14 protein-coding genes are annotated in these 12,271 nt (G+C 51.0%); 10 read left to right on the top strand and 4 right to left on the bottom strand.

The annotated features are described in order from the left end of the window. Nucleotide 1 precedes the first annotated feature (1 nt). The 4 genes from EYB48_RS08830 to EYB48_RS08815 all read left to right on the top strand — a co-directional run bounded on the left by EYB48_RS08830 (nt 2) and on the right by EYB48_RS08815 (nt 5,009). Entirely contained in the window at nt 2-1,150 is a 1,149-nt protein-coding gene (locus EYB48_RS08830) for a tryptophan 7-halogenase (protein WP_162019985.1), read from the top strand. 226 nt (nt 1,151-1,376) lie between these two features. Next, nucleotides 1,377-2,726, top strand: coding sequence for a sulfatase family protein (locus EYB48_RS08825; RefSeq protein ID WP_235935040.1), 1,350 nt, complete (start codon nt 1,377-1,379; stop codon nt 2,724-2,726). A gap of 267 nt (nt 2,727-2,993) precedes the next feature. Beyond that, on the top strand, nt 2,994-3,329 hold the full coding sequence (locus EYB48_RS08820) for an energy transducer TonB (protein ID WP_162019983.1): 336 nt from the start codon (nt 2,994-2,996) through the stop codon (nt 3,327-3,329). A gap of 204 nt (nt 3,330-3,533) precedes the next feature. Next, complete coding sequence (locus tag EYB48_RS08815) at nt 3,534-5,009, top strand: aminoacyl-histidine dipeptidase (RefSeq protein ID WP_162019982.1); 1,476 nt, start codon at nt 3,534-3,536, stop codon at nt 5,007-5,009. 82 nt (nt 5,010-5,091) lie between these two features. Here the strand turns inward: EYB48_RS08815 and EYB48_RS08810 are convergent, their stop codons facing one another. After that, complete coding sequence (locus EYB48_RS08810; protein WP_162019981.1) at nt 5,092-5,265, bottom strand: hypothetical protein; 174 nt, start codon at nt 5,263-5,265, stop codon at nt 5,092-5,094. Nucleotides 5,266-5,397: 132 nt separating this feature from the next. Between EYB48_RS08810 and EYB48_RS08805 the strand changes: the two genes are divergently transcribed. Both EYB48_RS08805 and EYB48_RS08800 read left to right on the top strand, forming a co-directional pair. Beyond that, complete coding sequence (locus EYB48_RS08805; protein ID WP_408058276.1) at nt 5,398-5,781, top strand: c-type cytochrome; 384 nt, start codon at nt 5,398-5,400, stop codon at nt 5,779-5,781. Nucleotides 5,782-5,873: 92 nt separating this feature from the next. Then, a complete protein-coding gene (locus EYB48_RS08800; RefSeq protein ID WP_162019980.1) occupies nt 5,874-6,377 on the top strand; it encodes a hypothetical protein in 504 nt (167 codons plus the stop codon). A 101-nt stretch (nt 6,378-6,478) separates the two neighbouring features. On the opposite strand, the gene EYB48_RS08795 is transcribed toward EYB48_RS08800, so the two are convergent. Beyond that, entirely contained in the window at nt 6,479-7,066 is a 588-nt protein-coding gene (locus tag EYB48_RS08795; protein WP_162019979.1) for an outer membrane beta-barrel protein, read from the bottom strand. A 432-nt stretch (nt 7,067-7,498) separates the two neighbouring features. Between EYB48_RS08795 and EYB48_RS08790 the strand changes: the two genes are divergently transcribed. From EYB48_RS08790 to EYB48_RS08780, 3 genes are all read left to right on the top strand, one after another. Beyond that, complete coding sequence (locus EYB48_RS08790; protein ID WP_162019978.1) at nt 7,499-8,251, top strand: ATP-binding response regulator; 753 nt, start codon at nt 7,499-7,501, stop codon at nt 8,249-8,251. A gap of 361 nt (nt 8,252-8,612) precedes the next feature. Continuing rightward, nucleotides 8,613-9,224, top strand: a complete 612-nt coding sequence (locus tag EYB48_RS08785; protein ID WP_162019977.1) for a TonB family protein — start codon at nt 8,613-8,615, stop codon at nt 9,222-9,224. Nucleotides 9,225-9,562: 338 nt separating this feature from the next. After that, complete coding sequence (locus EYB48_RS08780; protein ID WP_162019976.1) at nt 9,563-10,825, top strand: MFS transporter; 1,263 nt, start codon at nt 9,563-9,565, stop codon at nt 10,823-10,825. A gap of 19 nt (nt 10,826-10,844) precedes the next feature. Here EYB48_RS08780 and EYB48_RS08775 read toward each other — a convergent pair whose 3' ends face one another. Next, a complete protein-coding gene (locus EYB48_RS08775; protein ID WP_162019975.1) occupies nt 10,845-11,249 on the bottom strand; it encodes a PilZ domain-containing protein in 405 nt (134 codons plus the stop codon). Between the two features lie 188 nt (nt 11,250-11,437). Here EYB48_RS08775 and EYB48_RS08770 point away from each other — a divergent pair, with 188 nt between their 5' ends. Beyond that, on the top strand, nt 11,438-11,884 hold the full coding sequence (locus EYB48_RS08770) for a hypothetical protein (protein ID WP_162019974.1): 447 nt from the start codon (nt 11,438-11,440) through the stop codon (nt 11,882-11,884). Here EYB48_RS08770 and EYB48_RS08765 read toward each other — a convergent pair. Beyond that, nucleotides 11,872-12,255, bottom strand: coding sequence for a nucleotide pyrophosphohydrolase (locus tag EYB48_RS08765; protein WP_328823325.1), 384 nt, complete (start codon nt 12,253-12,255; stop codon nt 11,872-11,874). The two genes, EYB48_RS08770 and EYB48_RS08765, sit on opposite strands and share 13 nt — an antisense overlap. Nucleotides 12,256-12,271 lie beyond the last annotated feature (16 nt).

The raw sequence follows: 12,271 nt of genomic DNA, 5'->3' as shown, positions 1-12,271 counted from the left end.
AGTGTCGCCAGAAAAATCGTCTCACTTCCAAGTCGCCATTATTGGTGCTGGCCCGGCAGGTAGTGCCTGCGCGCTGGCTTTGGTGCAACGTGGCGTGTCGAATATTGTGCTGATTGAAGCGAGTGATTTCAGCCAATTCTGTATCGGTGAGAACATTCCACCGGAAAGCCTGCGTCTGTTTCAATCACTCGAAATTGATCAGGCATTTCTGCGTGAAGGGCATGCTCCTTGCTATGGCAGTTGTTCCTATTGGGGGAGTGAGAAGCGCGGCTATAACGATCATTTATTGAACCCGCTCGGACATGGCTGGCATTTAGACAGACGCAAATTCAATCAGTTTTTAGCAAGGCAGGCACAAATGCGTGGCGTAGATTTACGCATCAATACTACGCTCAAAGAGGTGGTAACTACAGCATCCTCAGCTTATGAACTCCATTTAGCAACGCAAACTGCCGGGAAAGCTGGTCTTAGCCAGATCTATGCAGATTTTGTGATTGATGCGAGTGGATCACGCGCCGTTTTCGCGCGTAAATGCGGCAGTCAAAAACTTAGGGCAGAGGCGTTGATTTGCTTAGCAAGGCGTTTTGCCATCAAGGATGCACAGCTTGAAAAAAATGGCCTGACACATCTCGAAGCTGTGCAACATGGCTGGTGGTATGCTGCAAATTTGCCGGATAAAACCCTGCTGCTGGCCTTGTATAGCGATGCCGAAACAGTCAAGCGTCTGCAATTACAACAAGTCCACGCTTGGGAGGCGCAATTAGCCCTTGCACCACATACGCATCAACTGGCTCGAAGTGGCAAGCCCTTGTCCGCACACATACTCAGTTATCCTGCCCCGGCTTATTGTCTGGATCAACTCCATGGCGCAAATTGGCTCGCAATCGGTGATGCCGCATCAGCCTGCGACCCACTCACCTCGCAAGGTATATACAAAGCCATCAGTAATGCTATTGCAGCTGCGGATGTCATCGTGAATAAGAGAGAAATACACGAATTTAGCGATTCAATACGTATGCAGTACCAACAGAATTCAGCTACGTGCCAGCATTATTACCGGCTAGAACAACGCTGGCCTGAGGCCCCATTTTGGCGGAGATATCATGCCAGCGTCGCGGCAATGCGAATGCCAGTCCTGCCACATGCATAGCCCTTACAAATTTCACTGCATGTCCACTCTGATCATGTCGACAAGCGCGCCTGTTCAGCCACTACAGACGATCAAGCATATGAATTTATAAAAAAAGAATCTAGCCAGCCGATGGAAGCTAAGTGCTGCTTGCCGTTAGAATCCAATTTTCAATTTTGTATTTGCGCGCACTATGCCACCCATCTCACGTCGTCAGTTTTTAGGAAGCTCAGCCCTGGCTGCCAGTATGTTATCCGGGCTGGTTCAGGCCAAGCCGCAGCAGGCGCGGCCGAATATTCTGTTCATCATGGCGGATGATCTGGGCTGGGCCGATCTGGGTTGTTATGGCATGCGGGACTTTGCCACGCCGGCGCTGGATCAACTGGCGAGTGAGGGCGTGCGGCTGACGCATGCGTATGCGAATTCTCCGGTCTGTTCCGCCTCACGCACTGCGATCATCACCGGACGTTACCAGTACCGTTTGCGGGTCGGGCTGGAGGAGCCGATACCGGATGCAAAATCCAGACATGGTTTATCGCCTGCACATCCTACGCTGCCTTCTCTGTTAGGGAAATCCGGTTACCACACTGCGCTGCTGGGAAAATGGCATCTGGGTGCGGCGCCTGAATTTGGTCCGCTGAAAAGTGGTTATCAGTATTTTTTTGGGAATATGCAGGGTGGGATAGATTATTTCACGCATAAAGCCGGGGTGGGTGCGGACGAGCCAGTGGACTTGTGGGAAGGCGAGCAACTGGTGCATGAGCATGGTTATTACACCGATATCCTGAGCCAGCGTGCAGAGCAGTATGTGCGGGCGCAGGCTAAAGAGGCAGCACCTTTCCTGCTAAGCCTGCATTACACGGCGCCGCACTGGCCCTGGGAAGGCCCTATGGATGAGGCCGTGGCTGGCACGCTGAAAAAATTGATTCACGCAGATGGCGGCAGTCTGGAAACCTATGGAAAAATGGTGGCGGCAATGGATAGCGGCATAGCTAAAGTCTTGCAGGCGCTAAAAGAAACCGGTCAGGCAGACAATACCATCGTGATTTTTACCAGTGACAATGGCGGTGAACGCTTTTCTCATACCTGGCCTTTGTCCGGACAAAAGACCGAGTTGCTGGAAGGTGGTATAAGGGTACCGGCCATCGTACGCTGGCCCGCCGCACTCAAGCCTGCTGTGTCCGATCAGATTTGCATAGGCATGGACTGGCTGCCGACTTTGCTGGCGGCCGCTGGCGTTGCGCCCGACCCGGATTTCCCCAGTGACGGCGTGAATCTGTTGCCGGTACTGACGCAACAAGAAAAAGCAATTCCACGCACGCTGTATTGGCGTTATAAGTCGTTTCAACAGCGCGCGGTAATCGATAACTATCTGAAGTATTTAAAAATCGGTAATAACGAATTTTTGTTTGATCTGCGCCAGGATCCACGTGAACGCGCGAATCTGGCCGCACACCAGCCAGCACAATTTCAGCGTCTGAAACAGCAATGGCAACAATGGGATGCGACGATGCTGCCTATCACCAAAGAGGTGTACAGCCACCGGGTCCCAGGACAGCGTCAGGCGGATCACTATGCGGTCGGGCTGGACGACTAAGTCCGCCTGAGGAGCTGGCATTGCACATGGATGCAATGCCACTTCAAATGCCAGTATCAATGCAAACAATACCAGTTGCAGTCAAGTTGCACTATTTTCGTGCAAAACATGGTTTTCTGTTCAATAAATAGGCAAATTTTTGCAAAATTAATTGCCACTCAGAAAGTAAATACGTAAAATCCCGCATGTTTATTGCGCTGCACAAATTTGCGCGCCTGCACGGATTTTTGATTTATTTTTACTTTTATCTGTATTGAGCATTTTCCCATGAAAAAAATTCTATTAGCTACTGCGTTGCTGGCTGTGGTATCCAGCGTCTCTGCCAACGAAATTTCCCCTGTGATGGATAAAAACACTTGCGAAAAAGTCGTTTATCCAAAAGCAGCGCTGATTAATGAGGAAACCGGTTCTGTCACGCTGGCAGTACTGGTTGGCACAGATGGCAACGTGATGGATTCTAAAATCGAAAAATCCAGCGGTTCCAAAACCCTGGACAAGGCAACTGCCAAGATTTTCTCTTCCTGCAAATTCAAACCAGGCAGCAAAGACGGTAAAGCACAACAAGTCTGGACGAAACTGGAATACGTCTGGAGCCTGTCGTAATTCAATCTGCGCACTGAAGCTGAGAAAAAAGGATGACCGTGTGTCATCCTTTTTTATTGCCTGTGCTGCTGAGCGGCCGCTGTCGCTAAGGGTTCTGAGCACTATGGTAAACTGTGGGCCTTCTTTCCGCACCCGTCGGCTGTCAGCCTTGCTGCACATAGCCAGCCAAGACCGCAGGTGCGATGTTTTTACAGGATATCTATCGTGACCACCACTACCGAACTGAATCAGCTTTTCCCTCGTCCTTTATGGCACTGGTTTGAACAAATCTGCGCAGTCCCACACCCATCCAAGCACGAAGCTGCGCTGAGCCAGCTGATCCAGGACTGGGCGAAACAACGCGGCCTGCCGGTGGTAGTGGATCAGGTGGGTAATCTGATTATCCGCAAACCAGCTACGGCTGGTATGGAAGACCGCAAAATGGTGGTGATACAGGCGCATATTGATATGGTGCCGCAAAAAAATGCCGATAAGGTGCATGACTTCGTGACCGATCCTATCCAGCCACGCATAGATGGCGACTGGGTTAAGGCGACCGGCACCACACTGGGTGCCGACAATGGCATCGGCATGGCATCCGCACTGGCGATACTGGGCGCGGATGATATCTGTCATGGCCCGCTGGAAGTGCTGCTGACGGTCGATGAAGAAGCCGGCATGACAGGCGCATTCGGCCTGCAGCCTGGCATGCTGGAGGCAGAAATCCTGATCAATACCGACTCCGAGCAGGAAGGCGAAATTTACATGGGCTGCGCCGGTGGCGTGGACGCAGAGATTTCATTACCGGTCAGCTGGCAGACTGCAGCCGCAGATCAACCGGCGTACACCCTGAGTTTGTCGGGCTTAAAAGGTGGTCACTCGGGCGTGAATATTCATCTGGGCCGTGGCAATGCCAACAAACTGATCGCACGTTTTTTGGCAGGCCATGCGGCAGAGCTGGGTCTGGCGCTGTCAGAGATCAAAGGCGGCTCGCTGCGTAATGCGATCCCGCGTGAAGCACAATGCAGCTTTACCTTACCAGCCACACAAGCAGACTTGCTGCAACAGCGCGTAGCGCAATATCAGGCCATACTGCAAGCCGAACTGGCGAGTGCAGAGCCAGCATTGAAACTGCAATTAGTCGCCAGTGCAGCTCCGGCACGAACCCTGCAGGCGGACTGCCAGCGCACGCTGATCAACCTGATCAACAGCTGCCCTAACGGCGTAATCCGCATGAGCGACGAGATCGCCGGTGTGACTGAGAGTTCTCTGAACGTCGGTGTGATCAGTACCAGCAGCGACAAAGTCACCATCCTGTGCCTGATACGCTCGCTGATCGACAGCGGTCGCGAAAACATAGAAAGCAGCCTGCAAAGTCTGAGCGACCTGGCTGGCGCGCAGATCGCTTTTTCCGGTTGCTATCCGGGCTGGAAACCAGACACCAGCTCGCCGGTGATGGCGATCGTACGTCAAACATATGAGAGCATTTATCACAAAGAACCCGTGATCATGGTGATCCATGCGGGTCTGGAATGCGGCCTGTTCAAAAAACATTATCCGGATCTGGACATGGTGTCGATAGGCCCGACTATTCGCTATCCACACGGCCCGGATGAAATGGTCAACATCGAAACCGTAGGTCAATACTGGACGCTGTTGCTGGCGGTGCTGGAACGGATACCGGCTAAGGTGGCAAACTAAGTCAGCAAACTAATTTGCCAGACTACAGCTTGAGCAAAGCTGGCGCAGACAGCGGCTCACCTCACCGGTGCGCCGCTGTTTTTTATTTGGTATTCGTTGCAGGTTTCAGTAGTGGTGGCGCAGCATCAGTATTACCATCAGCTGGCAGGCGTGCCACCAGCGTCTGCGGCACACTGGTTTTCTGCTGTTGTTGCACCTGTAAAGTCGCGACTTCTTTGCGTGGCCGCACTGGTTGCGGATGATGTAATACAAACATACGTATGCTCCTGATAAGTCAGGCTATAGTGGCTGCGAACGCTGGGAATACAAGAGCCACGGTGCAGACTTTGTGATTCTGTCGCACAATATGCAGTTAATCCGTTCACACAGCCCTGCCATGCACTACGCCATGATGAAATCCCTGCGCCCCGCTTCACTGCTGCTATTGGCTGGTTTTGCGCTGCCTGCCTGCGCGGCTTTACCTGCGGGTGATGCCAAAGCGGGTAAAGCCAGTTTCCGCATCTGTGTTTCCTGTCATCAGACCGGGCCTGCTGCACGCGCCGGATTTGGCCCGCCGTTGTATCAGGTAGTAGGACGTAAAGCCGGATCGGTGCCGGACTTTGCCTATTCCAGTGCGATGAAAAATGCAGGCTTTGTGTGGACCGACGAGAAACTGGTGGCTTTTATGCGCGCTCCGGGTGAAGTGGTGCCGGGTAATAAGATGCGCTTTTATGGCATCAGCAATGAGCAGCAACTGGCCAATATCCTGGCTTACCTGCGCCAGCAAGACTGAGCGCCCACACCTGAAGCGCCGAACAGTGTAGGATGGCGCCTTCGCAAAATTTGCCAAGGCTAATTTGCAAGCAGCCCTGAGAGAGAATTAACTTGTCACAAGCATCCAACAACGCCAGTTCCGGCGACATCCCCGACACCATACAGGAAGCGCGCCTATGGCGTGATAAAGGCTGGACCGCCCGTGTCATCAAAAATGAAGATGACGATGGCTGGGCGGTTGCCATGATCAAGGATGGTGAACCGGAACCCGCGCTGGTCGGCCCCTGGACCATGGGCAGAGATAAAAAAAATCCTAAACCGCTGGATGGCAACGCCTTCCGCACGCTGGTGAAAACAGCCTGCGAAGTGATACGCCGGCACGAACAGCAATTGCATGCGCAGCTACATAAAAGCGTACAACTCAGCCATGCCGATAACGATTACACCGTGCGTTTGCAAATCATCCCGGATGAATATGAACCGTATGCCGAGCTGAGCGCTGCCGACCAGTTCGGCGAAGAAATTGCACGCGTGCGGGTTGCGCCGCATTTCAAACTGAGCCGCCAAAGCGCACTGCACTGGATAGAACAAGACTTCCGCCGCCCGGCAGAATAAATCAGAACAGCAAAAAGATCAGCCCCGCACTACCAGATGGAAGTACGGGGCTGAGTTTTGAGGCGGTGCAGCGTATTCACACTGCACTTTACAGCGGGGGATTAGAATGCGTACTGCAGACCTACCGACAGGTTATTTACAGCAGACTTATCACCACCAAACTTGACTTTGCGTGTTTCGAATTCACCGCGCAGTGCCAGTTCTTTGGTCAGCTTATAAGTCAGCCCCAGACCAAACACAGGTTGCGTAGAGGTAGTGGAATCTGTGCCAGTGAAACTGCCCAAACCAGCAACACTACCACTTGCGCTTCCTTCTGCCTTCACGCTGGCGATACCCAGTTTGGCAAAGCCAGTCAGTTCATTGTTGAAGTCATATTTAGCGATACCGGCCAATTCAAACGCTTTGCCTTTCAGACTTGCTGTGCCGCTGGATGTGGCATCGCGGTAAGACGCGTCTATCGTGCCCAGCGAGTAGTAACTGCCTTCTACCGCAAACGTATTATTGATGTTGTAGCCACCCAATAATTTGTAGGTATTGGCGTTTGTGCTGCAGCTTGTGGTGCCACTGCAATCGTTATTCCATTTTGCTTTACCGATGGTGCCGCCCACATAGACCTGGGCAGACGCCGCTGCGCTCAACAAAAGACCAGCTGCTACCAGGCCTGCACTGATTAATTTATTTTTCAACATAGTCATATCCTTAGTCATTGTGTATAGAGTCTTCGACTGAATCCACAGGTGCTACGCAAGTTTGCGTTGCGCTTACTCCTGTTTGCTTCACCGTGAACACAGTCTGACAGCCCGCACACTTGAAGAAAATCAATTATCTCAAAGTGCATCTCAACTAGAAGAAAGGTACTGCAAATCAATACCAAAAACCATAATTGGTAAATTTATGGTTATTTTTTTACACCAGCCTACTGATGTCCGCTTAAAAAATCAGCATACCTGACGAACGTTCGTGCTATTATTTTTACAACAATTTATAAGAGAAACATGTTTTTTACGACACTGGAATTGACGTAAAGAAAAGCTACGCTCAAACTGCAGCAGGAAACGCATCAACGCCAGAAAGAATGCGTCACGGATACTGACCTATACTCAAAAACAGGCTCGCTCCCTATGAAAAAGGCTCAGGCAATGCTGGATGCATTGCGCGCACACTACCTCAATGACCTGCCTTCCCAACTGGATGAACTGGAAAATCTGATACTGCACATGGATACGCACTCCTTCAATCTGGAGACGTGCAGAGAGTTATACCGGCGTATCCATAGCCTGAAAGGCAGTGGCGGTACCTACGGCATGCATATCGTGTCTGATGTTTGCCACCCGTTTGAAGATCTGATTTCTGCATTGATAGAGCAGCCGGGCTTACTACGTGAGCGTTTCACGCCGACTGCACTGGAGTATCTGGATCTGTTGCGGCGCGTGACACTGCATTATCAGCAACAAGAAATGCCCGGTGATGATATCCGTGCACAATTGAGCCATATCCGGCTGCGTACTGCGCAATGTAGCTATTCGGCACTGATCGTAGAGAGTTCTGATGTGATCATCAGTGTAGTACGCGACGTCCTGATTCCTTACCGCTTCAGGGTAGAAGTCGTGAATGATGGTTATCAGGCCCTGGGCCGCATTTTGTCTGAACCATTTGATCTGGTGGTCACCGGACTGGAAACGCCGCGTTTAAATGGGCTTGCCTTAATCAGCGCTATGCAAAAGTCCAGCCCCAAACACCGGCACACACAAAGTGTGTTAATCACGGCATCTGAGCTCAGGCATGATAAAGAATTACCTGATGCGATACTCAAAAAAGATGCGCATTTCAAAGAGAGTTTTGGCCAGTTTGTACATCATCTCATCAAATCTTAATTTTCCATTACAAGCAAGGCTTACTTACACTGCTTAACACCCGGTGCAATCAACATAGCAGCGGATTTGCGGCAAATACATCACCACAGTAGCGAAGCGAAACCACCTTAGCGACGTTCAAACTCCGTACTGAACAATCATTAGCTCTCGTCGTCACTGATTTCCAGGTCACGTGCTTACGTCCTGCGTTTGCATTTCTTAAGAGAAAGTCATGCTATGATCACCGGCCTTGCTTGAATGAAAACAATATGTCAGCAAGGACCAGCTTTAGGTTCTGATTTTCCTCTTCTGATTGAAAGTATTTCACTATGCGCGGTTTGCTTTTTCTGCTCTCACACTCTGCCTGAGCAGCTCTATTTGTTTGGCGAACGAACCAAATTCCAGTAATACCCAGGAACAAGCAGTTGCGGCCGATATGCTGCTGAAAAAAGTCAACATCCACGACCACTGCATTCCACCCAAATATCCAAAAGCAGCGCAGTTAAATCATTTTCATGGCAGCACCAAGGTCACATTGAAAATTGATCCAAGCGGCAGAGTCACTGCGGTAGACTTTTTACGTAGCAGTGGCTGGTGGATATTGGATGAAGCCCTGGCAAAGTCCGTCATCGGCTGCAAAATCCTGGATGAAGCGCCGGGCAAAGAATTAAGTGCTGCAATTCAATACAATTTCCGCCTGGATGAGAAAATTCGCTTCGATAAAGATCCGGAACTCATCGCGGACAGTTGTGAAAAATCCGATCTTGTCAGAATTGCCGATCCCACAGAAAATGGCTTAGGCATTGTGGTCGGCAGCCTGGTCAGCAAAACCGGCGAAGTACAACGCACTTCTCTGGAATGGGCCAGCGGTGATGAAGCTCTGGACCGCGAAAGCATACGTGTAGTCAAAAGCTGCAAATTCCATCCAGCTACCACCGCCGGTAAGCTGTACAACGCGCCCTATTCCTTACGCCTGCTGCCTGTCAGCAAGTGATGGATAAACACGCGTATCTTCAGTAAACGCTTCAGCACCAGATCTGACCGCCAGCACAAAGCTGATGCGGTCAGACTGGAACAGTGACAGTTGGCACAGAATTTCTGTGTCAGGACTTACGCAAAATTGTCCCGGCAAGGCATGGCGACGCAGGCAGTACGTAATGTACGACAAGGAGCCATAACGCAGCTGGGGCGGTTTTGCGTAAGGCCTATGTGTAATTTGTGCTGCACACAGGAACTAACGGCAGGTAAAATAGCCACTGTCCATTCTGCTATCTGCGTGGCAGCAGCCAGCTCAAGGAGAGAAATAGCTCCCATCTACCGGCCACTTGCTCCATGCATAAACAAACTCTGAACTCCAGCCTGAATGCCTATTTGATTTACCTGGGTGTAGCGATTGCATCTGGTGGCGTGGCCTTGTACACGCCATTGATCGTCTCTGAAACCGGGATCAAATTTTCGGGATTCTGGGCGGCATCTATCTTGTGTGGGTTGAACCTGGGACGCGTAATCGGTTCCTGGTTAGGCAGCCGCTTTCCCACTACAGCGAATCATCCACTGGCAGTGTCGGGCAATATTTTGCTCGAAGGCGTAGCCCTGTATTGCATGGCCTTCCTGGAGCAGGCATGGGCCTTAGCTGTTTTCGCTGTGCTGGCCGGGCTGGGCAGTGGCTTGTCGTTTCCGGGTCTGAAGTTTTACCTGCTGAAATTGCGGGATCTGGATCAGACTTCTTTATTCAGCCGCTTATCTTTCGCTATCAGGATAGGTCTGGTGGCAGGCTATCTGCTGGCGGGCTGGATTCCACATCACACCATGAAACTGGTGTTCCTGATCGTACTGATCACCTTTATCAGCTATGGCTTACTGATGTTAGCAGCCATGCGGGCTATCGTGCGCCATGAAGCCAGCTTACTGAAGCAACAGTTTGAGCAGGAACAGCAACATAAACTCGCCTGTGATCTGGTCGCTGGCAATGAAAAGCTAAGCCATGAGCGTAGCCAGCAGTCAGAATTGCCCTTGCTGTTTTATTTGTCCAATGCTGTGTTCTGGTGCTTTGCAGTACAGCCAACCATAGGCTTCAGTCTGCATATCCCGAAGTTCACCCCGGACCTGTCTGTGTCTACCCCATTCTGGGTCGCTGCCGTGGTGATCATCGCGTTTCAAATCCCGGTATCCAAACAGGCCGTGCGCAATAAAGATCATTTCCGTTTCCTGCAATTTGGTTACCTGAGCCTGTTTCTGAGTTTCCTGTGCATGCTGGCATTTCCGGCTTACGCTGCCACGGTGATCATCGCCTCGGTGCTGCTGTCTTTTGCCCAGATTTTTTATGGCCCATCGCTGGACGTGCTGACCGCACGCTATGCGGACCGTGTCTCAGCCGATACCGGCCAGCTGATGTCGCGCCAGATGCTGTATCAGAGTATGGGAAATATGACGGGCAGCCTGGCCGGTGGTCTGTTGTTTGACCTGGCACAACGCTGGAACACTCCCGCCATCAACTGGGGATTACTGGCTGCAGGCAGTCTGGTGATGGTAATTTTGAGCCAGCATAAAATTCCTTCGCTTTACCGCAATGCCACCCGTCACGCCACGCACTGAACCCTAAGCGCAGCTGCGATCATTGTGCCGGCGACAGACTGCAGCGTATGAAGGCGACTGGATTTTTATGCATTTTGTCTTGCATCAGATCCAGCGTCAGTCTGTCGATAGCATCGAGCCTGAATCCGCTACGGACATACAAGCCCTGCTCATTTTCTGACCAAACGCGTTCTACCTGCATGGCTGGAATATCCAGCGCATTTCCTTCATCGCACAGAAAATTGAGGAAATAATGAATAGCTTCCGGTTTTTCCTCGGCGCTGGTCAGCACCTGCATACCAGTTTCACTCATATCTATCACCAAAGCTGCAATGCTACTGCCTGGTGATACGCTATTGAATACCCAAACTGGGATCAGTTCCTGATCTTTGACTAAACGGAAAAATTGTATGCGTTGATACTGGCGTTTTTCTGGCTGATTCATACGAACTCAAGAAGTGAGCAAAGACGATCTGAGGATCGCCGTGAAATGGTGCCGCAAAGATATAGAAAAATTATGACGCGCCAGTGACGCCAGGTCGTGACGGTCTTACTTAAAACAATTACTTTCACTTGTTTTGATTGGGAAACACTGCCAGACTACGGTCTAACAAAGTGAGTCGGGAAAGTAACATGAATATCCACGGTCAGTGGCAGATTGACCTGGTCGGCGATGTGCTGGTCAGAACTTTCGGTGGTAGTTTTAATCAGCAGGGAACAGAAGCTATATTCGCGGAATTGCAAGCCAAGGCGCCTAAGGACAGGCCTTGGGCAGGATTAGCACACGGTGCCATGTGGGAAATGTCGACCCAGGATTCCCTGCAGTCGTACACCAGCATGAGTGACTGGGTGTTTGCCAATGGCTGCGTTTGTGTTGCCTTTATTTTGCCCAGTAAATTGCATCTCGATGTCATGCGCCGTCAGGCCGGACTGGCAGAAAACCCACGTTACCAATCCTGTAGCAGTCTGGAACAAGCCTGCGCGTGGCTGAACCAGCGCGGCTTCGCCATCACACCTGAACTGTATCCTCACCAGACATTTTTAAATAGCCTGGAACAGCAATTACATCATTGCGCCTGATGCTGTGAGGTATCTGGCTGCCCGGCCTGATCGTATTTATCGGATTTTCCTGCAAACCTGGCAACCGGGTACTTCAAGGCATTTAATCTGATTTTTTCCTGCGTGACGGCCACCAGATCAATTTGCAGTCGGTCTGCTGCCATCAGCAAATAACACAATACATCCGCCATTTCATGTCCGGCCGCCTGATATTGCGCAGGGCTCAATGTGTCCTTCTCACCGCTGGGCAACCACTGAAAAATTTCGAGTAACTCGGCTGCTTCTACCGTCAAGGCAGCGGCAAGATTTTTCGGTGAGTGGAATTGCGCCCAATCGCGCTCAGCAGCAAATTCCCTGAGTAACTGTTGTAATGTGGTTAAACTGTCCTGCATCTTTTCCATCCTGTGT

Source organism: Cognatundibacterium crateris, assembly GCF_010078235.1.
Classification (GTDB): domain Bacteria; phylum Pseudomonadota; class Gammaproteobacteria; order Burkholderiales; family Burkholderiaceae_D; genus Undibacterium; species Undibacterium crateris.
This window is presented reverse-complemented; position numbering and strand designations above follow the sequence as displayed.

What these genes read in the sequence shown, in the direction of transcription:
- EYB48_RS08825 (WP_235935040.1), top strand. Translation starts at nt 1,377, where the DNA reads ATGTTATCCGGGCTGGTTCAGGCCAAGCCGCAGCAGGCGCGGCCGAAT.
- EYB48_RS08820 (WP_162019983.1), top strand. Translation starts at nt 2,994, where the DNA reads ATGAAAAAAATTCTATTAGCTACTGCGTTGCTGGCTGTGGTATCCAGC.
- EYB48_RS08810 (WP_162019981.1), bottom strand. Translation starts at nt 5,265, where the DNA reads ATGTTTGTATTACATCATCCGCAACCAGTGCGGCCACGCAAAGAAGTC.
- EYB48_RS08805 (WP_408058276.1), top strand. Translation starts at nt 5,398, where the DNA reads ATGATGAAATCCCTGCGCCCCGCTTCACTGCTGCTATTGGCTGGTTTT.
- EYB48_RS08795 (WP_162019979.1), bottom strand. Translation starts at nt 7,066, where the DNA reads ATGTTGAAAAATAAATTAATCAGTGCAGGCCTGGTAGCAGCTGGTCTT.
- EYB48_RS08790 (WP_162019978.1), top strand. Translation starts at nt 7,499, where the DNA reads ATGAAAAAGGCTCAGGCAATGCTGGATGCATTGCGCGCACACTACCTC.
- EYB48_RS08780 (WP_162019976.1), top strand. Translation starts at nt 9,563, where the DNA reads ATGCATAAACAAACTCTGAACTCCAGCCTGAATGCCTATTTGATTTAC.
- EYB48_RS08775 (WP_162019975.1), bottom strand. Translation starts at nt 11,249, where the DNA reads ATGAATCAGCCAGAAAAACGCCAGTATCAACGCATACAATTTTTCCGT.
- EYB48_RS08770 (WP_162019974.1), top strand. Translation starts at nt 11,438, where the DNA reads ATGAATATCCACGGTCAGTGGCAGATTGACCTGGTCGGCGATGTGCTG.
- EYB48_RS08765 (WP_328823325.1), bottom strand. Translation starts at nt 12,255, where the DNA reads ATGCAGGACAGTTTAACCACATTACAACAGTTACTCAGGGAATTTGCT.